Consider the following 21,652-nt stretch of genomic DNA (forward strand, 5'->3'; position numbering starts at 1 on the left):
GGGCTGTTGCTACGGCTTCGATCCGCTGAAGGACGCAGCCTGAACGGTGGGGGGCGATAGGGTCGGGATGGGCTCGGTGGGGTCTGCGTCGTACAGAGTCACGAGTTCCAAGATCGGCACGGGCGCCAGCGGGGCCGGCGCTGATGCGACATCGCTGGCGAGCAACAGGCTGAGACTGGTCAACGGCAGGTCCTGGAGGTCCTCGATACAGGGGGTGTCCGCCGAAGGACTGCTGGTGGGTAAGCTGAGCGCGTGCAGCGTCGGTATGCATCCGTGAGGGATGATTGGCCTCTCAGGTTTTTCCTTGTTAACGACAAGCTGACCTCCCGAGTGGTGCATGAAGAGACCACGAGTCGCTGGCGCCGCCGATCGCGCCGGCATAGGAGGAAGGAGTCCATGCAAGAAAAGCACGGCTGCTCGAAGGTCGGTCAACCCACGCTCGCAGGTCTGTGGCGTGCTGGCGATCTGGAATCGGTCGAGAGCCTCATTGAAGGGCTGGGTGTCGCGGCCGATGGCCGTCTGCGGATCCAACCGAGTCAATATTTCAGAGCCAGCGTTCTTGAGATCCCGCCATTCGCGCAGCAGCTGAGTGTGGTCAGCGTCTGGCAATTCCCGTCCCAGGCGATTCATCGCGTGGATGGAACCGGTGAGTTGGCGCAACAAGTCCTTCGTCTCCTGCAACTCATTTAGCTCAAATGGTGTCGAATTCAGACACTTCAGAAGCTTGTCCTGAATCTCCAGGACTCCCTCCAGCCTTGTCGACAGCAATCCCGCCAAGTCGAGCGGTTTTTTCTGAATGGCCTCCATCAGCGAGTGAACGGCCTTCATGGCGTTATCCAAGAAATGTAAGCAGTCCTCCCGATTGTTGAGCCGTGAGAGCTCCACAAGGCCGGTGGGACAAAACCGAGAGGCTTCGGATGCCGACGATGATGCCCACCCGGTGAACAGTGGCGCGGAAGATGCTCCAAGAGGTGTGAAGCTCAAGGTAGTTCCTCATATCAAAACCATGACGGGGGTCAGTCAACCCGAAGGCCGGTTCAGATCGTCAGATCGCGGAGACTCCTTCCGCCTTGCCCGGGCCGTGCTCCCGCCCGCCTCAGCTCGTTTCGTTCTTGGGCGTCGCCAGGCTTGTCGCCGTCGGAGACGGCTGCAGGGAGGTATCTGGCATTGCGGAGTCGTTGATGAAATCGATCAGTCCGAACGATCCCATGTCAGCGGCTTCCATCAACGGATCGAGGTCGTTGGACGATCCGTGCGCGGGAGACGAGCCCGTTGACTTCCAGCCGACCGTGGCAACGGGTGCCGATGATGTTGAGGCCGCACGGCGACCGCGTTTCGCAGTGGTGGTGGGCCCTTCGCAAGCGCTGGGGGCATTTGATGGCCGGGTTCTTCCCGTCTTCCTGGTGACCCTGGCGGGCGCTTCGGCGATATCGGGGTCTGTCGATGTGGGTGTGACCGTCGCAGATGAGGCCGTTGTTGAGGCCTGGGCGCGGTCCAACAGTTTCATGTATTCATGGACGGAGGCGAGGGTTTCCTCCTTGCTGGTGGATTCGCTGCGGCCGTGTGATATCGGCAGGGGCAAGGGCAGGGGTAGGGATAGAGGTTGGTCTGCGGTGGGCGCAGACTCTGACGTTCCCCGCTTGACGAGGGCGGCGAGCAGGGGTGGTTGCGCGCTGGGAGTGAGCCGAGGCAGCGGGACCGAGGGCAGCTGAGAGAGGGCGCGGTGGCTGCGCCACTCGGCTGGCGGCCGCTGTTCAAGGGCGATCCGTTCGTGGCAGAGCAGTAGCAACTGAAGCAGGAGTTCGAGATCCTCGCTCGCACTGATGCGGTGGAACTTCCCCTGCAGTTCGTCAAGAAGCGTTTTGCATTCGGCCGTACCGGAAGAAGGGGGCAACTTCTCAAGGGTCCTGGCCGCGGACGTCATCTCCTCGGACCAGCGCCGAAGGATCAGGATGTGTTGGTGCGCTGGGAGGTTCGCCAGCATGTGGCAAGTGGCGTCTGTCGCATCGCGGTGCATGCGAAGCAGCTGTCTCACAGGCGCCAGTTCCTCCTCGCGGCGAGGCAGCTTCGCCAGATCAGTCAGCAGTTTCGTCTGCAAGGCGAGGATCCAATCGACCTTCTTGTTCAGCAACTCCTGCAGCTCCGCGCGCTGGGAGGGGATCTGCTTCATGAGCGCCCTCAATGCGGCCTGCAATGTACCGACCGCGTCGTTGCATTGGCGCAGGTCGGCCGTGCTCCATTCATCCACGGCCAGGCTGTGTCTGGTGGCTGGCGCCAGCTCGCTCCCTGACGTGGGTTGCCACCCACCCGTGGCGGACGTGGCAAAGCTGGCCGTGGGGCCTGTGGGAAAGAAGCTCATGGGTCCGCTGAGAAGTTGAGGAAACCAGTCAGTCGGACCTAACGCCGTATCGGATCGCTCAGGACTTGGCGGTGGCCTTCTTGATGGCGACTTTCTTGGCGGCAACCTTCTTGGCCGCCACCTTCTTCGCAGGTGCTGTCGCCTTTTCTGCCGCCGTTTCTGTCGCCTTTTCCTCTGTCGGCGCAGCGGCCGCCTTGGCGGCGGCGCCTGTCTTGCGGGCCGGTGCACCCTTGGCTGCACGAGGTTCGAACTCGAACACCACCTTGCCTTCCTTGCGGTCGTAGGTGAGGAAGGCCTTGAACTTGCGTCGTGTCTTGTTGGAGACGAAGTTCTCCAGCAGATCCGTCTTGCCGTGCTCCAGCAGCTTGCTCATCTGGGCCGCCTCGATGGGCTGCTGCAGGATGATCTTGCCGCTCTTGAAGTCGCAGGTGATGTTGGCTCCCACCGCATGCTCGCAGAGATAGTTGGCGCCGTGGTCGAAGACGCGGCCGTTGCACTTGGGGCAATGGCCCAGCGGCGTCTGGCCACTGAAGTCCACCGGCTCGCCCGATTCCTCGGCCTTGCGGGCGTCCTCGCCGAAGTCGAACTCCAGCTTCCAGTTGTCGATCTCCGAATCGAACACCAGCGCCAGTTCGGCCGTGAACGGCCAGCCGGCCTTGGACCGGAAGCCCTCCAGCGGGCCGACCTTCTTGTCCCGCAGGAAGGTTTCCACCTCCGGCAGCTCGAAGCTGCGGCCGCCCGGGATCTTGGGAATGGAGAAGCCGCATTCGTCGCCGTTGCCGGTCTTGCCCACGCAGGTGAAGCGGCGATAGTTCTCCTTCACCACGCCACCGCACTTGGGGCAGGGGGTCTTGAGGGTGGCGTAGTCGCCGGGAATGGTGTCCCGGTCGTATTCCTTGGCCTTTTGCACCACGCGCTGGGTCATGGCGGCGATCTCGGCCATGAAGGCCTCTCGCTTGAGCCGGCCCTTCTCCATCTCGGAGAGCTGGTACTCCCAGTTGCCGGTCAGCTCCGGCTTGGTCAGCTCCTCCACACCCAGGCCCCGCAGCAGCGTCATCAGCTGGAAGGCCTTGGCGGTGGGGATCATCTCCCGGCCTTCACGCAGCATGTACTTTTCCGCGATCAGCCCTTCGATGATGGCGGCACGGGTGGCCGGCGTGCCCAGGCCCTTTTCGCCCATGGCCTCGCGCAATTCGTCGTCGTCCACCAGCTTGCCCGCGCCTTCCATGGCGGAGAGCAGCGTGGCTTCGGTGTAGCGGGCGGGCGGCTTGGTCTGCAGCGCCTTCACGTCGGCGCTTTCGGTGCGGACCATCTCACCCGGCGCCACCGGCACCAGCATGGCACCACTGGTACCCGGCTCGGCGTTCTCGTCGGTGGCTTCCTTGCCGTAAACGGCCTGCCAGCCCGGCTTGACCAGCACCTTGCCGTTGGTCTGGAAGCTGAAGGACTTGCCCACCGCCTTCACTGTCGAGATGCGGGTGGTGACCTGGAACTCGGCCGGCGGGAAGAACACCGCCAGGAAGCGCTTCACCACCATGTCGTACAGCTTGGCCTCGGCCTCGGTGAGGCTGGAAGGTGCCTGCAGCGTGGGGATGATGGCAAAGTGGTCCGACACCTTGCTGTTGTCGAAGACCTTCTTGGTCGGCTTGATATAGCCGTTGGCCAGGGCGGTCTGCGCGTGGGGGGCCAGGGGGCGCAGAGGGCCGGGCATGTCAGAGGTGGCAATCATCTGCGCGGTCTGCTTCGCGACGCTGAGATAGTCCTCGGGCAGGTAGCGGGAGTCGGTCCGGGGGTAGGTCAGGACCTTGTGCTTTTCATACAGGGCCTGGGCCAGGGACAGCGTGGTCTTGGCCGAGAAGCCGAAGCGCGAGTTGGCCTCGCGCTGCAGCGTGGTCAGGTCATACAGGCCCGGGCTGGCCTGGGTGCTGGGCTTGGACTCTTCCGTCACGGTGGCGGGCTGGCCCCGCACGGCGGCGGCAATGGCCTCGGCCTCGGCCGCCGTCCAGACGCGGTCCGCCCGCAGCTCGGGGTCTTGCTCGTTCTTCTTCCAGGCGGTGTCGAACCATTTGCCTTCGTACTGGCCGGCGACCGCATCGAAGGTGCCGCGGATTTCCCAGTAGTCCCGGTAGACGTGCTTGCGGATCTTCTCCTCGCGTTCCACCACGATGGACAGCGTGGGCGTCTGCACCCGGCCCACGGTGGTGAGGAAGAATCCGCCGTCGCGCGAGTTGAAGGCGGTCATCGCGCGTGTGCCGTTGATGCCCACCAGCCAGTCGGCTTCGGAGCGGCAGCGGGCGGCGTCGGCCAGCGGCAGCATCTGCGCGTCGCTGCGCAGGCCGTCAAAACCGTCGCGGATGGCCTGCGGCGTCATGGACTGCAGCCACAGGCGAGACACCGGTTTCTGGATGGGCGTCTTGGCCGAGCCGGCGTACTGCACGATCAGTCGGAAGATCAGTTCACCCTCGCGCCCCGCGTCACACGCGTTGATCAGCGTGGTCACGTCCTTGCGCTTGATCAGCTTCACCAGCGCGTTCAGCCGGCCCTTGCTCTTGTCGATCGGGTTGAGATCGAAATGCGGGGGGATCACCGGCAGGTGGGCGAAGCTCCACTTGCCGCGTTTGACGTCGAACTCTTCCGGTGCCTTGATCTCCACCAGGTGGCCCACGGCCGAGCTGACGATGTACTGGTCGTTTTCGAAGTACTCGTCGTGCTTGTCGAATTTGCCCGACTGCGGGGTCAGGGCACGGACGATGTCCTGCGCCACCGAGGGCTTCTCCGCGATCACCAATGCCTTGCTCATGTGCTCTTGCTTCTTTCCTGTCGAAGGCGGCGTCGGAACGTCCGGAACGCCTGCCTACAATCCGGCCTCGCGCGTACACGCGCGCGCACCCATGATTTCAATGTAACGGACTCGCCCCATGCCGCAACAAAGCCCCGCCAAGCGTCCGCCCACCGAGGGCGTCACGCCCGACGCAGCCCCACAGGGTAACCGCGCCAAGGCCGGGTCCGCACGAAGCACCCGCATCCAGGTCCGGGCCTCGGGGGTGCACGGCCGTGGCGTGTACGCCGTGGCCGACCTCCAGGCCGGGGAACAACTCATCGAATACAAGGGCGAGCGTATCGACTGGGACGAGGCCCTGCGCCGCCATCCGCACGACCCTTCCCAACCCGACCACACCTTCTACTTCCATCTGGAGGGGGGCGATGTGATCGATGCGGCCGTGAACGGCAACAACGCGCGCTGGATCAATCATGCCTGCACCCCCAATTGCGAGGCGCGGGAGCACGAGGGGCGGGTTTTCATCCATGCGCTGACGGATATTTCGCCGGGCGAAGAATTGTTTTACGACTATGGTCTGATCATTGACGAACGCTATACCGCCAAACTGAAAAAGCGGTTTGAGTGCCGTTGCGGGAGCCCGAGCTGTCGTGGCACGATGCTGGCGCCAAAGCGTTAAATTCGCGCTGGCCTCTCCCTCACACCCTATCAAGCACCGGTCCTTCCTCCAACCGCTCTCAAGCCGCTGTACCGGAACACCGGGACGACCAAGACTCTTTCTCGTGGCGATGCAAGAACATCAACAGTGGGGCGTTGAAGCCCTGTGGCAAGACCTGGAGCCGCTGCTGCCCGGCCTCAGCATCGAGGTGCTGGCCCGGGTGGAGTCGACCAATGCCATCCTGGTGGATCGGGTTCGGCGTGAGCATGCCACGCGCACGCATCAGCAGGGCGATGGACGCACAGCTGATGCCCGAGGCGACGCACGCGGGGAGGGGCGCCATGACGGACGCAGCGATTTCCGTGCGGGCGACTCCCGCGAATCCCGTCCGTACGGCCGTCGCCAGCACGATCTGCATCCCTGCCTGCTGGTAGCCGAGCATCAGACCCACGGCCGTGGCCGCCAGGGTCGAAGCTGGCACAGCACGGCTGGCGCCTCGCTCACCTTCTCGATTTCGCTGCCGCTGGAGGTTTCGGACTGGTCCGGCCTGTCACTGGTGGTGGGGACGGCCGTTGCCGAGGCCCTGGACCCGCAAGGGCAGCGCCTGCAGCTCAAATGGCCCAACGATCTCTGGCTGGATGAGCGCAAGCTCGGCGGCATCCTCATCGAAACCGTGCCGGCGGGTAGCTCGCGCATGGCGGTGATCGGCGTGGGTCTGAACATCTCGGACCGCGCCCGCGTGGCCGATTCCCAGCTCAACACCGGCTTTGCCGCCTTGCAGGAACTGGTGCCGGACATCACGCCCCCGCAAGCGCTGGCCCGTCTGGCGCCCGCGTTGCTGCAGGCGCTGGCCGGTTTCCCGTCCACGGGTTTCGGGGCCTGGCGGGAACGTTTTGCCAGCCGCGACCTGCTGCAGGGCCGGCCGGTCACCGCCGGCGTCCTGGAAGGAACGGCCGCGGGCGTGAGCGAACGCGGCGAGTTGCTGGTGCAGACCGCGCAGGGCCCGCAGGCCGTGACCGGTGGCGAAGTCAGCGTGCGCCTGGGCGGCACGCCCGGCGCGCCGGCAGGTCAGGGGTGAGCCGCTGATGTTGCGCGCCATTGTTGTCCTGCTTCTCATCGTCAACGCGCTGTTCCTGGCCTGGCATCAGGGTTGGATGTCCACCGGGGCGGCCGCGCCATCGCGGCTGGAGCAACAGGTCCGGCCGGAACAGCTGAAACTGCTCGGCCAAAAAGCCGCGACCCAGTTGAGCAAGGTGGCCTGCGTGGAACTGGGCCCGCTGGAGACTGACGACGCGTTGCGCCAGACCACGGCTTTGCTGACCCGCTCCGGCGTGCCCAATGGCGCCTGGGAAGCCCAAAGCACGGCATCGGGCGGGACCTGGGCGCTGGCCACCATCAAGATGCCCAGCAAGGAATTCCAGGCCCGCAAGGAAGACACCTATCGCAGCGCACGCATTGCGTTCGAGCCGTTGCAGGGTTTCCCGGACGAGCAGCCGACGCTCGTGCTGAGCCGCCATGACAGCGAGGCCGCTGCGCAGGCGGCCCTGGACGGCATGAGCAAGCGCAACTACAAGGGGCTGCGGGTGTTGCGCTTGCAGGCGCCCACCCAGCACACCACGCTGCGCTTGCCGCGGGTGGACGGGCTGCAACTGGCCCGGTTGGATGCCGTGGCCAATCCACCCTGGGGCGCCAACCGCAAGAGCTGTGAAGTAGCGGCGGCATCGCCCGCAGGCGCACTGGTTGCAAGCGCACCCGCCGTCGGCGCCTCAGGTGCGCCAGCGACGAAGTAAGCACACCAGCGCCAGCAGGCCGGCCAGCCAGGCGGCGCTGATGGCGCCACCTCCGCCGCCGCCTCCCCCGCCATCGCTGCTGCTGGACGGGGCTGGTGCGGGTGCCGGGCCATCCCGCGCCGCCACCACCGCCCGTACGGCGGCGCTGGCGTCCAGCATGCCGGCCCCACAGGTGCTGGTGGTGCAATAACACTCCAGCTGCGCCGAGGTGCCCACCGTGGCGGGGTCCCGGCACTGGCTGGCGGAGACCGTCTGGGCGCCGGTGGTCGGGAAGGGCCGCGACGAACTCATGAGCAGGCTCTTCACCTGCGCGGGCGTGAGGGTTGAATCCACTGCGAGCATCAGGGCTGCCGTGGCGCTGACCAGCGGGGTCGAGAAGCTCGTGCCGGTGCCGACATAGTTGTAGGCATTGTCCGCAGCCACCGGCGTGGTGCTGCCACTGTTGGTAGTGGAGAGGATGGGGTAGAGGCAGCCGCTGCTGGTGACGCAGTTGCCGCCCGGTGCACTGATCGTCACCTCCGGCCCCAGGTTGGAGAAGCCCACCTTGGTCCCGGAGTGCCGCACGGCGGTCACTGCAATCACGTTGCGGCAGTTCGCTGGCGCACCCACGGCAATTCCGCCCTCGTCATTGCCGTTGCCTGCCGCAGCCACCACCACCGCCCCCTGGGCCAGTACGGCATTGACGGCGGACTGATAGCTGGAGGAACAGTTGCCGTCGCTGCCCAGGCTGAGGTTGATCACCCGCGCCGGGTTGGCATTGGTGGGCAGGCCCGGCACCAGGACCCCGGCCGCCCAGCGCATGCCGGCCTCGATGTCCGATTGCCAGCCGCCGCATTTGCCCAGCGCACGCACGGGCAGCAACCTGGCACCGTAAGCCAGTCCGGCCATGCCCAGGCCGTTGTTGGCGGTGGCGGCGATCAGGCCGCTGACCCGGGTGCCATGCCAGGAGCTGGAGGCGATGTCGTCCGCCGTGCAGGTGTTGCCCAACCGGCCGCTGTCGATGTCCGCCTGGCTCACCCAGTCGCCGGGGTCGCTGGCATCGCTGTCAGCACCGTCGCCGTCATTGGCCGTGGCGGTGGCGGTGGTGCCCGCGCTCGCAAAGCCAATGAGGTCATAACCGTTGAGGATCTGGCCGCTGAGGTCCGGATGGTCAAAGCGCACCCCGGTATCGATGACCGCCACCACAACACCGGAGCCGGTGCTCACATCCCACGCTGTCGGTGCGTTGACTGGGGAGAGCACCGAAGCGTCGGGGGCCTTGAGGTACCACTGGCCGGCGGTGACACCGCCGCCGGCTGCGGTGGCGTAGAGCGGGTCATTGGGCGTCGCATAAGGGCGCCACCAGCGGTCCACCTCCACGGACTCCACTTCGCTGTCCTGCGCCAGTTGGCGTGCCAGTGCGGCGGAGCTGAGGCCCGCGGCGGTGAAAACATGGGTACGGCTGTCCAGGCTGCGCCGGGCGTTGAGCGGGTTGCCATGGCGCAGGCCCAGGGTGGTGGCACGTACCTGGGCGATGTCCTGCGCCTCCAGCGCAGTCGCGCGAGCGGCCAGCGGGCGCGCGCGGACGGACGAAGCGTCCGCCTTGAAGCGGACGATGACCCGGGCGAAGTCGGCACGCTGATCGGGTGCTGCTGAGGCACGGCTGCGGGTCAGCACGCCGGCGGGCCCGGCTTGCGCTGGGGGAGTAGCGCCCGTCTGGCCGTCACTGGGGGTTGCCTGGGCCGGCAAGGGCATGGCGCAGAGGGTGGCGGCTGCGGTTGCAGCCATGACGGTGAGGATGGCGGTCAGGGAGGGCGTGGCAAGGATGGCCCTCTTGCAGGCTGTCATGGTGGTCCTCATGGCAGCCATGGTGGCCAGGTGCATCGACTTCAGTCTGCGAGCGGGCATGGAGGCTCCATCAGCGTGGCGCGGTCTGTTGCGGCCGGCCATCCGGACCGGCATCCAGGCCGGCAATTCGTGCACCCGTGGCGGCTGATGCGGGGCACGACGGTGTGCCCGCCCAACCAGCGGAAGCCGCGCCCATTTGAACCCTGAAGGCGCTCAAAAAGAAAGCCCCGTAAACGGGGCCAATGGAAAGCCCTGCAAGCGGGGCGAAAAACAAAGCCCCACCAGCCGGGGCAGAAAAAAGCCCCGCAAGCGGGGCCTCTGAGGCGCAGGTGGCTCGGCAGCGTCCTGCCGGCACCCCGGGTGAAGACGCCTTACTTGGCGGCCACCACGCGGACCATTTCCAGCACCTTGTTGCTGTAACCCCATTCGTTGTCGTACCAGGAGATCAGCTTGACGAAGGTGCCGTCCAGCGCGATGCCGGCTTCGGAGTCGAAGATGGAGGTGCGTGCGTCACCGCGGAAGTCGGTGGCCACCACCTTGTCCTCGGTGTAGCCCAGCACGCCCTTCAGGGCGCCTTCGCTCTGGGCCTTCATTTCGGCGCAGATCTCGGCGTAGGTGGCGTTGTTGTTCAGCTCCACGGTCAGGTCCACCACCGACACGTCGGAGGTGGGCACGCGGAAGGACATGCCGGTCAGCTTCTTGTTCAGCTCAGGGATCACCACGCCAACGGCCTTGGCGGCGCCAGTGCTGCTGGGGATGATGTTTTCCAGGATGCCGCGGCCGCCGCGCCAGTCCTTGTTGGACGGGCCGTCCACCGTCTTCTGGGTGGCGGTGGTGGCGTGCACGGTGGTCATCAGGCCGCGCTTGATGCCCCACTTGTCGTTCAGCACCTTGGCCAGCGGGGCCAGGCAGTTGGTGGTGCAGCTGGCGTTGGAGATGATGGCCTGGCCAGCGTAGGTCTTGTCGTTCACGCCGAAGACGAACATCGGGGTGTCGTCCTTGGACGGGGCCGACAGAATCACCTTCTTGGCGCCGGCGGTCAGATGCTTCTCGGCGGTGTCCTTGGTCAGGAACAGGCCAGTGGATTCCACGACGATGTCGGCACCGATCTCGGCCCACTTCAGCTCGGAGGGGTCCTTGACGGCGGTCAGGCGGATGCGCTTGCCGTTGACGATGAGCGTGGTGCCGTCCACCGAGATGTCGCCGTCAAACTTGCCATGCACGCTGTCGTACTTGAGCATGTAGGCGAGGTAGTCCGGCTCCAGCAGATCGTTGATGCCCACGATCTCGATGTCCTTGAAGTTCGCTGCAGCGGCCCGGAACACCATGCGGCCGATGCGGCCAAAGCCATTGATACCGATCTTGATCGTCATGAAGAAATCTCCTTGGTTTATGAAAACTGTGGGCGATGCTGTGTCAGTCGTGGCTGGGCGCCTGCTTGTCCGGGCGGTCCGTCGACTGAACTTGTGCAGATTTGAACAGATCCCCGGACGGGGTGTTCCGGGCCAATGGGGCGCCGGTCAATTCCAGCTGACCGCAGGGCACATTGATCTGGAAGGTGGTGCCGAAAAGCTCGTCGGGCTCCTGCGGGGGCTCGACAGCCAGGCGCAGTCCAGCGAGCCAGCGGACCAGATTGATCCGGCGTGGGTCCTCCGGGTCGCCTGCGCTGGCCATGTTGGGTCGCACCGGCCGCTGATTCATGAAGCGGACGATGAAGGGGCATCCCATGGTGTTGAAGTCGAAGCTGGCGCGCAGCCGCTCCGGGTGGTCGGTCTGCTTCAGGAAATCGGACAGGCTCAGGGTGGTCAGGCCGAAGGTGGGCTCTGCGGTGTCGTCAGCCGGCGCCAGCGAGAAGGCCTGCTCGAAGATGGCCACACTATCACCGGCATTGCGGCATGGCATCCGATAGCCGGCGGCCCAGGCCACCAGGGCCGCCTGCAGGGCCGGGGAGGCCGATGAATAGTTCACCTGGATGCTTGGCGGCTGCTGACCGCCGCCAGCGAAGGTCAACCGCAGCAGGATGTTGCGGCGCCTGGAAGGTGTGAGTTCGCCCATGTCGAATGGCTGGGCCGGCGGGACGACGCATAGTGCGGCGGTGAACAGCGTCGGCCTCTGGGCATCGCCGAAGTCGAAGACCTGCGAGGTCTGGTATTCGCCGCCAGGCTTCAGGCAGGGCAATCGATAGTTGGCGACGTACTTCAACACGAGGTCGCGAACGTCGTCACGCGCGCTGGAGTTATCCACCTCGGTTTCCGGTGGCAGCTCGGGGCTGGTGAAGCGCATGTTCACACGCAGCTGCCCGGGAGGCTCCTGTGTGGGGCTGGGGAGGGGCTTCTCCGGTTTGCGCAATGGCATGCGCAAGCAACTTGCCAGTTCTTTCTCGTCGCTGGCTGCTGCTTCTGTAGCGGCCAGTGTCGGCACTTGCTGAGCCCGGGCGCCACCGGCCGTCATCATGATCAGGCTCACCACGACGAAGGTCTGGCGCCAGCCGAACCGCTCGATATCGCATTTCAAATGACTCTCCCTGCACGGGCGTGGTGTTGTCCCCGTCGCCCGAAACAAGAAGGGGGTGTTTGCACACCCCCTTTCGTTCCATTACTTCAGACGCGCTTCGCCGATGGCGACCTTGACGGTGTCCGCCACGTTCTCGGCGGTGAAGCCGAAGAGCTTGAACAACACGTTGGCCGGGGCCGATTCACCGTAGGTGTCCAGGCCGACCACGGCGGACACGCCGTACTTCCACCAGATGTCGGTGACACCGGCTTCCACCGCCACGCGGGGCAGGCCGTCCGGCAGCACGGACTTCTTGTACTTCACGTCCTGGCGGTCGAACAGGCTGGTGCAGGGCATGGAGACCACACGCACCGCGATGCCGGCCACAGCCAGCTGCTGTTGCGCCTGAATCGCCAGCTGCACTTCGGAGCCGGTGGCAATGATGACGGCCTGGGCCTTCTTCTTCAGGCCGATGGCGGCCGGCTCGGACAGCACATAGCCGCCCTTGGTGATGTCGTCCACCGCCTGGCCGGTCTTGGCGGCATAGGGCAGGTTCTGGCGGCTCAGTGCCAGCACGCTGGGGCGGGTGCCGTGCGCCAGCGCCATGGTCCAGGCGACGGCCGTTTCGGCCGTGTCGGCCGGGCGCCAGACGTCCAGGCCAGGGATCAGGCGCAGGCTGGAGATGTGCTCGACCGACTGGTGGGTCGGGCCGTCTTCGCCCAGGCCGATGGAGTCGTGGGTGAACACGTGGATGACGCGCTGCTTCATCAGCGCAGCCATGCGGATGGCATTGCGGCTGTAATCGCTGAAGGTCAGGAAGGTGCCGCCGTAAGGGATGTAGCCACCGTGCAGCGCCAGGCCGTTCATGATGGCGGCCATGCCGAACTCACGCACGCCGTAGTTGATATGGCGGCCACCGTTGCTGCTGCCGTCTTCTTCCAGGCGGAAGGCCGGTGTGCTCTTGGTGTTGGTGAGGTTGGAACCGGTCAGGTCGGCAGAGCCGCCCAGCAGTTCAGGCAGGGCGGCGGTGAAGGCTTCCAGGGCGATCTGGCTGGCCTTGCGGGTGGCGACGGTCTCGGCCTTCTCGTGCGCGCCGATGGTGGCCTGGGCCGCCACTTCCGCGAAGTTGGGCGGCAACACGCCAGCAATGCGACGGGCAAACTCGGCCGCCTGCTCGGGGAAGGCGGTGGCGTAGGCGTCGAAGCGCTCGTCCCAGGCCTTTTCGAGGCTGGCGCCAGCAGTCTTGGCGTCCCAGGCGTCATAGACCTCGGTCGGCAGCACGAAGGGCTCATGCGACCAGCCCAGGGCCTCGCGGGTCAGCTTGATTTCTTCAGCGCCCAGGGGTTCGCCGTGCGCCTTGGAGGTGTTGGCGCGGTTGGGGCTGCCCTTGCCGATGTGGGTCTTGGCAATGATCAGGGTCGGCTTGTCGGTGCTGGTCTTGGCCAGGCCGATGGCAGCGTCCACGGCGTCCACGTCATGGCCGTCCACCGGGCCGATCACGCGCCAGCCGTAGGCTTCGAAACGGCGGGCGGTGTCGTCAGCGAACCAGGGGGCGACCTGGCCATCGATGGAGATGCCGTTGTCGTCGTAGATGGCGATCAGCTTGTTCAGCTTCCAGGCGCCGGCCAGCGAGCAGGCTTCATGGCTGATGCCTTCCATGAGGCAGCCATCGCCGAGGAAGACGTAGGTGTGGTGGTCGACGATGCTGTGGCCATCACGGTTGAATTCCTTGGCCAGCATCTTTTCCGCGAGGGCCAGGCCCACGGCGTTGGTCACGCCCTGGCCCAGCGGGCCGGTGGTGGTTTCCACGCCGGGGGTGATGCCCACTTCCGGGTGGCCCGGAGTCTTGCTGTGCAGCTGGCGGAAGGCCTTGAGCTGCTCGATCGGCAGGTCGTAGCCGGTGAGGTGCAGCAGCGCGTAGATCAGCATCGAGCCGTGGCCGTTGGACAGCACGAAACGGTCGCGGTCTGCCCATTGCGGGTTGGCCGGGTTATGGCGCAGGTGACGGTTCCACAGCGCCACGGCGATGTCCGCCATGCCCATTGGCGCGCCCGGGTGGCCGGAGTTGGCCTGCTGGACGGCGTCCATGGCCAGAGCACGGATGGCGTTGGCCATCAGGGTGGAGGTGGGGGCGACAACGGCGCTGGTGGGCTCAGCCATGGCTTTTCGGGGGCAGTTTGCGGAAAACCGGGATTCTAAAGCCCCGGTCGGATTTCATCGCCCGCGGGCTTGGAAAGCGCTGGGTTGGCTTGGCAAGCACCGGCCCGGACCGAGGTCGCCCACGATTCGGGACCGTGACGGTGACCGAAGGCGGCGGAGGGCGTCAGTCGCCGTTCAGCGCTTCGAGCTGTGCAGGCGTCCCTACGTTGGCCCAAGGGCCGCAGTAAAGCTCGGCTGTGACGGCACGGGCCTGGATGGCTCGGTCCAGGCTGAAACGGATGCGCTGGTGCCGTCCCGGCGCAACACCGTCGAAGAAGGTCCGGCGGTAGAGGCCGATGTTGCTGTATACCTGCAGGTCGCCATCAATGGTGGCGTAGCCGTCGCTATCAATGCCGAAGTCGCCCTTGGGGTGCAAAGGCTGCTTGGGGACGAACCAGAGATGCGCCAGCAGCGGGCTGGCCGCGAAGGCCGCGGCCACGGCGGGGTCGAAGCCGAACTCGGGGATGAAGATGTCCGCCGAGACCGCCCAGAAGCTGTCGTCTCCATCCGCGCAGAGCAGGTCCAGCGCCGTGGCAATGCCGCCGCCCGTCTCCAGCGCCCCCCCATACTGACGGCCTTCATGGCTGTAGTGCAGGCGGATGCCCCAGCGGCTGCCGTCTCCCAACGTGGCTTCGAACTGCTCGTCCAGCCAGGCGGTGTTGATGACGATGTCCCGGATGCCCGCCGCCACAAAGGCCTCGATGTGCCACTCGATCAGCGGCTTGCCGCGCACCACCAGCAAGGGCTTGGGCGTATGGTCGGTCAGCGGCCGCATGCGCTCGCCGCGCCCGGCCGCAAGAATCATGGCTCGCATCAGGAAATCCTTCGCCCCGCCCATCGCTCACATTGCTGGCGCACCAGCTCGTTGAGCAGTTGCTCCTTGTCCACCACACCGCGCGCCCAGGTGGCGTCATTGCCTTGCCAGCGCATTTCCTCGCGCACAAAGCGCAACGCCGGCTCCGCTCGCAAGGCCACGGCGTGTGGCTCCAGCGCGTGCAGGGTCACGTTCAGGTCTTCGCGCAGGCTGCGGTGCTCACCCGTCTTCGGGTCGACGAAGGTGCCGTCCAGCCCGAAGCGGCAGGCCTGGAACCGGTTGAAGGTGTAGGGCAGATAGTCATCCTCGGCCAGCGCGAAGGGCTGGTCGTGGCTGATCCAGCGCGCCAGGCATTGGATGAGCGCCGCCAGGGCCGACGCCTTCTCGATGGTCAGCGGCGTATCCAGCACACGCACCTCGATCGTGCCGAACTCCGGCTTGGGTCGAATGTCCCAATAGAAGTCCTTCATGCTCTTGACCACGCCGGTACGGGTCATCTTCTGGAAGAAGACCAGGAAGTCGTCCCAGGTCAGCACAAACGGCGCACGGCCCGACAACGGGAAGGCAAACACCGAGTTCAGGCGCGCTGAATGAAAGCCGGTGTCGGCCCCCTGCACATACGGCGACGACGCGGACAGTGCAATCAGATGGGGGATGAAGCGCGAGAGCCCGTGCAGCAACCGCAGCGCCTGGTCCGGCCCTTCACATCCGATGTGGACGTGCTGGCCGAAAACCGTGAACTGCTTGCTCAGATAGCCGTAGAGCCCGGAAATCTCTTGGAAGCGCGGCTTGTCGAAGATGCGCTGCTTGCTCCAGTGCTGGTAGGGATGGGTACCCCCACCGGACAGACCCAGGTTGAGCTTGTCGGCACTGCGCACCAGCGCATCCCGCGTGATCGTGAGCTGGTCCAGCACCTGGTCATAGCTCTCGCACACGCCCGTGCAGAGCTCGATCATGCTGTCAGTGATCTCGGGCGTCACATCGCCCGGAAGCGCCACGCCCTTCATCAGCCGCAACAGGTCCTTGGACCCCGGCGTCAGGTCGTAGTCGTGGCGGTTGACGATCTGCAGTTCCAGCTCCACCCCCATCGTCAGAGGGCGCGAAGTGGCAAAAGGTTCCAGGCTCATCGCTTGGCCTCCGAGTGCGAGGTGTGCGGCTGATGTTCACCGGCCAGGCGCAAGGCCCACTGCACGGCGATGGGGCCCACCAGTTCCATGAGCGCGATGGTCGAGAGGATCACGGGCGCCAGCACGGCGGCAATATCCGGATGCCGGGCCTGGACCTCGCTGTACAACACCAGGGTGGTGCCGGAGAGCGGGCTCAGGCACACCGCCAGCGCTATGCCCTGGCGGGCATCGATGCCGCTCACCCGGGCCAGGCCCACCAGCGCCACCGCCTTGCCCAGCAGGCGCAGCAGCAGCAACCCCAATGCCAGCACCACGCCGGTGGCCAGCGCCTGCAGGGTCCAGGCGGAGCCCACCACCACAAACAGCATCAGCACCAGCACACCGCCTGCGGTGCCGAAGTGGCGCGGCCACACCCAGGGCCGTTCGGTGGTGTTGCGCAGCACCATGCCGGCCAGCAGCGGCACCAGCAGCGTGGAGAGATTGAAGACACGCGCCACGCTCAGCGCCACCAGCACCAGGCCCAGCAGCATCAGCACCGAGTTCTCATTGCGCAGATCCAGCCGGCGCATCAGCCAGGCCGTGAGGCGCGCCAGCACAATGGCCACGACGATGGAGCCCGCAAAGGCGTACAGCGGCTGGGCGATGGCTTCCAGCCAATCGCCCTTCTGGTCCAGCTGCAGCCAGCCCATGAGCAGTTTGTGCGCCAGCACACCATAGATGGTGTTGAGCGCGGCCAGGGCCACCATGCGCTCACTGACCTGGCCGGCAGCCTGCAGCTCAGACCCCACGCGGCCGATCACGGCGGCCGACGAGGCCAGCGTCAGCACGGCACAGCTCATCGCCATCAGCGGAGCCACGCCCAGCAGCGTGAGGCCATAACCCACCACCACAAAGCTGGCCACGGCTTCCGCCGCGCTGGACCACAGCAGTGCCTTGTTGTTGCGCAGCCAGCGTAGATGGACACGCGAGCCCATCTCGAACAGCAGCAGCGCCAGCGCCAAGTCAACGACCAGCCGCAGCCGGCCATCCAGCGCACCATTGGCGAAGATGCCGTGGCCCAGGGCCGCCAGCAGCATGCCGATGACGCTATAGCCCACCACACGGGGCAGGCCCAGACGGCGGTTGACGAATTCGCCAAGCAGCCCGGCGGCCACCATGATCAGCGAGGCCCAGAACAGCCAGTCCAGACGCGGCGGCCAGGAACTGAACTGAAGAAAGTTAGCGAGGTCGTTCATCAAAACGGGGGTACTCCTCGGTTGGTGAGCGGCCGGCCATTCTAGGGCGCGGTCGCGGAGGATCCACCGTCTGGGGCGGATGGTGAAACGTGCGCTGGCGCACCCTCAACCCTTGGCGGGCAGGGCACGCATGACACACGGTAGCGGCGGGGCCGGACCCGCCCTGCTTCTACAGGCCGCGCCGGCGTTGCCCCTGACGTTCAGCGCATCAAGTGGCCAGGGGTTTGGTGATCTCGTCGATGCGGGCCAGCACGTCCGGGGTGAGCTTCGGCGTGACCGCCAGCGCGCCCAGGTTGTCCTGCAGCTGGGACAACCGGCTCGCGCCCAGGATCACGGTCGAGACGCGAGGATTGTGATTGATCCAGGCGATGGCCAGTTGCGCCAATGTGCAGCCCAGGTCCTTGGCGACGGCCTCAAGCTGCACCACCGCCCCGTTCTTCGCCGTGTCCTGCAACTGATCACGCATCCAGCTCATGCTTTCCAGCGAGGCGCGGCTGCCTTCCGGTATGCCGTTGCGGTACTTGCCGGTCAACAGGCCGGAGGCCAGCGGGCTCCAGGTGGTCAGGCCCAGGCCCATGTCCTCATACAGCCGCGCATATTCCTGTTCCACGCGCTGGCGGTGGAAGAGGTGGTACTGCGGCTGCTCCATCACCGGCTTGTGCAGGTGGTGGCGCTCGGCGATCTCGTAGGCGGCGCGGATATCGGCCGCACTCCATTCACTGGTGCCCCAGTAAAGCGCCTTGCCCTGGGTGATCATGTCGCTCATGGCGCGCACCGTCTCTTCGATCGGCGTGTGCGGGTCCGGGCGGTGGCAATAGACCAGGTCGATGAACTCCAGCTGCATGCGCTTGAGCGAGCCGTCGATGGCCTGCATCAGGTACTTGCGGTTGAGCGTGTTCTGGAAGTTCACCGTCAGGCCTTCGCGTGCGATGCCCCAATAGAACTTGGTGGAGACCACATAGGTGTGGCGCGCCCAGCCGAGCTGGCGGAACACCTGGCCCATGATCTCTTCGCTCTTGCCCATGGCGTAGACCTCGGCGTTGTCGAAGAAGTTCACGCCGGCGTCACGGGCGGCAGCCATCAGCTCCACGGCGGCGCCGATGTCCACCTGGTTGTGATACGTGACCCAGGAGCCCAGCGACAGTTCGGAGACTTGCAGGCCACTGCGGCCCAGGCGACGGTATTGCATAGGGGTTCCTCTGTTTGGAAGGCGCGCACGGACAACACGCAAGCGTAGCGGAGTTGCGTGAACATTGCTCAACCGCAGAAGACAGTTCGGAAGACGGGCGATGGCCGCGCCGTTGAAGGGGCGGGGTGCAGGCCCGGCGCTATAGTGCCCGGACCGTGCCACCACTGTCGGGCGGCACCTGCCGTACGGGGCCACCGCCATGCCAGAGTCCACTGCCAGCCACCCCTTTGGCGCTTCGCGCGCCCATTCCTCGTCGCAAGGCGCCACGGGCCCCTCCTCGTTGAGGTTGGCGGTCGTGGGCGCGGGGCCGGCCGGGCTGGCGCTGGCCTTGCTCGCCGCGCGTTATCTGCCGCTGGCCCAGATCAGCGTCTTTGATGCACGCCCGCTGGAGCGGGATGTGTCGGGGGACCCGCGCACGCTGGCGCTGTCGCTGGGCAGCGTGCAGCTGTTGCAGCGGCTGAAGGTGTGGCCCGCAGCTCAGGCCCAGGCCATCCGCGAAGTGCATGTCAGCCAGGCGCCACCGACCTTGAGCGCCTCCTGGTTTGGCGCCTCGGGCGAGCCCGAGGTTCATATTTCTGCCGAGGAGCAGGCCGTGCCGCAACTGGGTGCGGTGCTGAGCTACGGCCAATTGGTCGCGCCGCTGCAGGCCGCGTGGCAAACCGCAGCTGCTCTGGAACCCGCACGGCTGTTCAGCCGGTTTGGCCAGCCGGTGACCGCGATCAAGCAGGACAACGCAGGTGAGGTCGAGGTGGATGCCGACATCGCGGAGCGCTTCGACCTGGCCGTCATTGCCGAGGGCGGTGTGTTCTCGGAGCAGGCGCGTAAATCGCTCAGCCACGACTACCGCCAGAACGCCTGGGTGGGGACGGTGACCTTGTCGCCGGGCAGCCCCGCTGGCGTGGCCTACGAGCGCTTCACGCGCCGTGGGCCGCTGGCCTTGCTGCCGCTGCCCGACCAGGACGGCCGCCGCCGCGCCGCGCTCGTCTGGTGCCAGCCGCAGGATGATGATGACGTGGGTTCGTTGAGCGACGCCCAGCGTCTGATGGTGCTGAACCAGCAACTGCCGGACGCCGTGGGCCCGCTGCTGGACATCAGTGCGCTGAAGTGCTTCCCGCTGGGCTTGAATGCCGAACGCACCTTGGTGGACCGGCGCTGCGTGCGCATCGGCAATGCGGCGCAGACGCTGCACCCGGTGGCGGGGCAGGGCCTCAACCTGGGGTTGCGGGATGCGTTCTCGTTGGTGGAGGCACTGCGCCGTCAACCATCCGTGGACAGCGCCTTGCGCCGTGTCGAATTCCAGCGTGCGCCGGACCGCTGGGCCACCATCGTCACCACCGACGCGCTGGCGCGGAGCTTTGTGTGGCGCTGGCCGGGCCTGCCGGCTGCGCGCGGTGTCGGTCTGGCCGCCTTGCAGGCCTTGCCGCCAGTGAAGCGGTTGCTGGCCAGCCAGATGATGTTCGGGCGACGGTGAGCAGTACCTCTTCCGCCAGTGACTGGGCCCAGCCCGGCACGCCCGCCTACCGCCGTATCACCTTCGCCCTGTTCCTGGCGGGGTTCACGACCTTCTCCTTGCTCTACAGCGTGCAGCCCCTGCTGCCGCTGTTTGCGCACGAGTTCCAGGTGGGCGCGGCAGCCAGCGCGTTGTCGCTGTCTCTGGCCACAGGTTGTCTCGCCTTCGCCATCATGTGTGCGGGTGCGCTGTCCGAGAGCATGGATCGACGCCGGCTGATGTTTGCGTCCATGACGCTGGCCGCGTTGCTCAATCTGCTGGCCTCGCTGCTGCCGAGCTGGCACGCACTGCTGGTGGCTCGGGCGCTGGAGGGCTTGGTGTTGGGCGGTGTTCCCGCTGTGGCCATGGCGTATCTGGCTGAAGAGATTCACGCCGGTGGTCTGGGGCGCGCCATGGGCCAGTATGTGGCGGGTACCGCGTTCGGCGGCATGATGGGCCGTGTGGGTGTGAGCCTGCTGAGCGACGCCTTCGGTTGGCGCCCGGCGCTGTTCATCGTGAGCGTGGCGGGTCTGTTGGCGGCGGCGGGGTTCTGGTGGCTGTTGCCGCCGTCCAAGCACTTCGTGCGGCGCCAGGGCGTGAAGTTCTCGGAACACGTGGCGGCGTGGCGCGGGCACCTGAGCCATCCGGCCTTGCCCTTCCTGTTCGCCATGGGCTTCCTGATGATGGGCACCTTCGTGGCCGTCTACAACTACGCTGGCTTCCGGTTGATGAAGGCGCCGTTCTCGCTGAGCCAGAGCGCCATCGGCCTGATCTTCTGCGCCTATCTCTTCGGCATCGTGGCCTCGGCGACGGCCGGTGGCATGTCAGACCGCTTTGGCCGCGCGCCGGCGCTGCTGACGGGCATCGGGCTGGCGATTGCGGGTGTGCTGTTGAGCCTGTCCACCTGGCTGCCCGCCGTGATCCTGGGCATCGTGCTGCTGACCATCGGCTTCTTTGTGGCGCATTCGGTCAGCAGCGCCTGGGTGGGCGCGCTGGGTGGACGCAACAAGGGGCATGCGGCCTCGCTGTACCTGCTGGCCTACTACGTCGGGTCCAGCACGCTCGGCGCGTTCGGCGGGTGGTTCTGGGACCACCAGGGGTGGCCGGCGCTGGTGGTGTATGCGCTGGGGCTGCTGGGTTTGGCGGTGGGGGCTGCATGGGCCCTCAAGCGCCGGGTCTGAGCGGTCGCTTCTGCAAGCGGCCGCTCTGCCAAGAGGCTCAGTTGGTGGCGTAGACCAGCCAGTAGAAGCGATCCCACCAGACCCATTGCGGCGATGCAGCGCAACTGGTGTTGGTTGTTGAGCTGGACGACGCGAGGACCGTGCGATTGGTTGTAGCTGCCGTCAGCAGCGTCGCGTAAACGGCGCGGCAGGCCTCAGGAGGGATTCCCTGCAGGCAGTGGCTTGGTTCGAAGCGGCTGGATCTACAAAGTAGGTTCTGATACTCCCGAACTAACGACGATTTTCGTTAAGTGAGATTGGCAATGAAGCCGAAAATCAATGATGTGGTGCAGTTGACGGCGCTACCTCCGGATGATCTGGTTACCCCGGGGATGCTCGGCGTGATTGTTGCTGCGTTCTCGGAGCCTGAAGAGGCGTACGAGGTCGAGTTCAGCAACAATCAAGGTGAAACCATTGCGCAAGTTGTGCTTCGACCTAAACAGTTTGTTATTGTCCGTGGATAGCCGAGGGAC

The 21,652-nt window shown here is 65.9% G+C and carries 17 protein-coding genes; 6 read left to right on the forward strand and 11 right to left on the reverse strand.

Annotation, left to right across the window (positions count from 1 at the left end; translation table 11 throughout):
- Window positions 1–9: 9 nt before the first annotated feature.
- The 3 genes from BMY53_RS25970 to BMY53_RS15465 form a co-directional block, all read right to left on the reverse strand.
- The gene (locus BMY53_RS25970; RefSeq protein ID WP_177200899.1) at window positions 10–828 is read right to left on the reverse strand and encodes a hypothetical protein; all 819 of its coding nucleotides are present in this window, start codon (window positions 826–828) and stop codon (window positions 10–12) included.
- Between the two features lie 268 nt (window positions 829–1,096).
- Window positions 1,097–2,170, reverse strand: a complete 1,074-nt coding sequence (locus BMY53_RS15460) for a hypothetical protein (protein ID WP_143074090.1) — start codon at window positions 2,168–2,170, stop codon at window positions 1,097–1,099.
- 247 nt (window positions 2,171–2,417) lie between these two features.
- Window positions 2,418–5,159, reverse strand: a complete 2,742-nt coding sequence (locus BMY53_RS15465; protein ID WP_092947379.1) for a DNA topoisomerase III — start codon at window positions 5,157–5,159, stop codon at window positions 2,418–2,420.
- Between the two features lie 118 nt (window positions 5,160–5,277).
- Between BMY53_RS15465 and BMY53_RS15470 the strand changes: the two genes are divergently transcribed.
- The 3 genes from BMY53_RS15470 (at window position 5,278) to BMY53_RS15480 (ending at window position 7,586) form a co-directional block, all read left to right on the forward strand.
- Window positions 5,278–5,817 (forward strand): SET domain-containing protein, encoded by a 540-nt coding sequence (locus tag BMY53_RS15470; protein WP_092947380.1) that lies wholly within the window; start codon window positions 5,278–5,280, stop codon window positions 5,815–5,817.
- A 109-nt stretch (window positions 5,818–5,926) separates the two neighbouring features.
- The gene (locus tag BMY53_RS15475; RefSeq protein WP_092947381.1) at window positions 5,927–6,874 is read left to right on the forward strand and encodes a biotin--[acetyl-CoA-carboxylase] ligase; all 948 of its coding nucleotides are present in this window, start codon (window positions 5,927–5,929) and stop codon (window positions 6,872–6,874) included.
- 7 nt (window positions 6,875–6,881) lie between these two features.
- Window positions 6,882–7,586 (forward strand): hypothetical protein, encoded by a 705-nt coding sequence (locus BMY53_RS15480; protein WP_092947382.1) that lies wholly within the window; start codon window positions 6,882–6,884, stop codon window positions 7,584–7,586.
- On the opposite strand, the gene BMY53_RS15485 is transcribed toward BMY53_RS15480, so the two are convergent.
- The 8 genes from BMY53_RS15485 to BMY53_RS15520 all read right to left on the reverse strand — a co-directional run bounded on the left by BMY53_RS15485 (window position 7,563) and on the right by BMY53_RS15520 (window position 18,470).
- On the reverse strand, window positions 7,563–9,473 hold the full coding sequence (locus BMY53_RS15485; RefSeq protein ID WP_177200900.1) for a S8 family peptidase: 1,911 nt from the start codon (window positions 9,471–9,473) through the stop codon (window positions 7,563–7,565). The two genes, BMY53_RS15480 and BMY53_RS15485, sit on opposite strands and share 24 nt — an antisense overlap.
- 311 nt (window positions 9,474–9,784) lie before the next feature.
- The gene (gene gap, locus BMY53_RS15490; protein WP_092947384.1) at window positions 9,785–10,786 is read right to left on the reverse strand and encodes a type I glyceraldehyde-3-phosphate dehydrogenase; all 1,002 of its coding nucleotides are present in this window, start codon (window positions 10,784–10,786) and stop codon (window positions 9,785–9,787) included.
- A 43-nt stretch (window positions 10,787–10,829) separates the two neighbouring features.
- Window positions 10,830–11,927, reverse strand: coding sequence for a hypothetical protein (locus tag BMY53_RS15495; protein ID WP_092947385.1), 1,098 nt, complete (start codon window positions 11,925–11,927; stop codon window positions 10,830–10,832).
- 81 nt (window positions 11,928–12,008) lie between these two features.
- On the reverse strand, window positions 12,009–14,066 hold the full coding sequence (gene tkt / locus BMY53_RS15500; protein WP_255370219.1) for a transketolase: 2,058 nt from the start codon (window positions 14,064–14,066) through the stop codon (window positions 12,009–12,011).
- A 163-nt stretch (window positions 14,067–14,229) separates the two neighbouring features.
- Window positions 14,230–14,919 (reverse strand): nucleotidyltransferase family protein, encoded by a 690-nt coding sequence (locus tag BMY53_RS15505; RefSeq protein WP_177200901.1) that lies wholly within the window; start codon window positions 14,917–14,919, stop codon window positions 14,230–14,232.
- Window positions 14,919–16,046, reverse strand: a complete 1,128-nt coding sequence (locus tag BMY53_RS15510; RefSeq protein ID WP_092947387.1) for a YbdK family carboxylate-amine ligase — start codon at window positions 16,044–16,046, stop codon at window positions 14,919–14,921. Before BMY53_RS15510 ends, BMY53_RS15505 begins: the two co-directional genes overlap by 1 nt.
- Window positions 16,043–17,281, reverse strand: a complete 1,239-nt coding sequence (locus BMY53_RS15515) for a cation:proton antiporter (protein WP_255370220.1) — start codon at window positions 17,279–17,281, stop codon at window positions 16,043–16,045. The genes BMY53_RS15510 and BMY53_RS15515 overlap by 4 nt, the downstream gene beginning before the upstream one ends.
- Before the next feature lie 208 nt (window positions 17,282–17,489).
- Entirely contained in the window at window positions 17,490–18,470 is a 981-nt protein-coding gene (locus BMY53_RS15520; protein WP_092947389.1) for a potassium channel beta subunit family protein, read from the reverse strand.
- A gap of 199 nt (window positions 18,471–18,669) precedes the next feature.
- On the opposite strand from BMY53_RS15520, the gene BMY53_RS15525 reads away from it, so the two are divergent.
- The 3 genes from BMY53_RS15525 (at window position 18,670) to BMY53_RS15535 (ending at window position 21,643) form a co-directional block, all read left to right on the forward strand.
- Window positions 18,670–19,941 (forward strand): FAD-dependent monooxygenase, encoded by a 1,272-nt coding sequence (locus BMY53_RS15525; RefSeq protein ID WP_092947390.1) that lies wholly within the window; start codon window positions 18,670–18,672, stop codon window positions 19,939–19,941.
- On the forward strand, window positions 19,938–21,140 hold the full coding sequence (locus BMY53_RS15530; protein ID WP_092947391.1) for an MFS transporter: 1,203 nt from the start codon (window positions 19,938–19,940) through the stop codon (window positions 21,138–21,140). Before BMY53_RS15525 ends, BMY53_RS15530 begins: the two co-directional genes overlap by 4 nt.
- A 302-nt stretch (window positions 21,141–21,442) precedes the next feature.
- On the forward strand, window positions 21,443–21,643 hold the full coding sequence (locus BMY53_RS15535; RefSeq protein ID WP_092947392.1) for a DUF4926 domain-containing protein: 201 nt from the start codon (window positions 21,443–21,445) through the stop codon (window positions 21,641–21,643).
- Window positions 21,644–21,652 lie beyond the last annotated feature (9 nt).

It is taken from the genome of Roseateles sp. YR242 (genome assembly GCF_900109745.1).
GTDB lineage: Bacteria > Pseudomonadota > Gammaproteobacteria > Burkholderiales > Burkholderiaceae_C > Roseateles.

Bases quoted from the DNA above. Each gene is read 5' to 3' on its own strand.
- BMY53_RS15480 (WP_092947382.1), top strand. From the start codon at position 6,882: ATGTTGCGCGCCATTGTTGTCCTGCTTCTCATCGTCAACGCGCTGTTC.
- BMY53_RS15510 (WP_092947387.1), bottom strand. From the start codon at position 16,046: ATGAGCCTGGAACCTTTTGCCACTTCGCGCCCTCTGACGATGGGGGTG.
- gap (WP_092947384.1), bottom strand. From the start codon at position 10,786: ATGACGATCAAGATCGGTATCAATGGCTTTGGCCGCATCGGCCGCATG.
- BMY53_RS15520 (WP_092947389.1), bottom strand. From the start codon at position 18,470: ATGCAATACCGTCGCCTGGGCCGCAGTGGCCTGCAAGTCTCCGAACTG.
- BMY53_RS15515 (WP_255370220.1), bottom strand. From the start codon at position 17,281: ATGAACGACCTCGCTAACTTTCTTCAGTTCAGTTCCTGGCCGCCGCGT.
- BMY53_RS15470 (WP_092947380.1), top strand. From the start codon at position 5,278: ATGCCGCAACAAAGCCCCGCCAAGCGTCCGCCCACCGAGGGCGTCACG.
- BMY53_RS25970 (WP_177200899.1), bottom strand. From the start codon at position 828: ATGAAGGCCGTTCACTCGCTGATGGAGGCCATTCAGAAAAAACCGCTC.
- BMY53_RS15465 (WP_092947379.1), bottom strand. From the start codon at position 5,159: ATGAGCAAGGCATTGGTGATCGCGGAGAAGCCCTCGGTGGCGCAGGAC.
- BMY53_RS15460 (WP_143074090.1), bottom strand. From the start codon at position 2,170: ATGAAGCAGATCCCCTCCCAGCGCGCGGAGCTGCAGGAGTTGCTGAAC.
- BMY53_RS15535 (WP_092947392.1), top strand. From the start codon at position 21,443: ATGAAGCCGAAAATCAATGATGTGGTGCAGTTGACGGCGCTACCTCCG.
- BMY53_RS15475 (WP_092947381.1), top strand. From the start codon at position 5,927: ATGCAAGAACATCAACAGTGGGGCGTTGAAGCCCTGTGGCAAGACCTG.
- tkt (WP_255370219.1), bottom strand. From the start codon at position 14,066: ATGGCTGAGCCCACCAGCGCCGTTGTCGCCCCCACCTCCACCCTGATG.
- BMY53_RS15485 (WP_177200900.1), bottom strand. From the start codon at position 9,473: ATGCCCGCTCGCAGACTGAAGTCGATGCACCTGGCCACCATGGCTGCC.
- BMY53_RS15525 (WP_092947390.1), top strand. From the start codon at position 18,670: ATGCCAGAGTCCACTGCCAGCCACCCCTTTGGCGCTTCGCGCGCCCAT.
- BMY53_RS15505 (WP_177200901.1), bottom strand. From the start codon at position 14,919: ATGCGAGCCATGATTCTTGCGGCCGGGCGCGGCGAGCGCATGCGGCCG.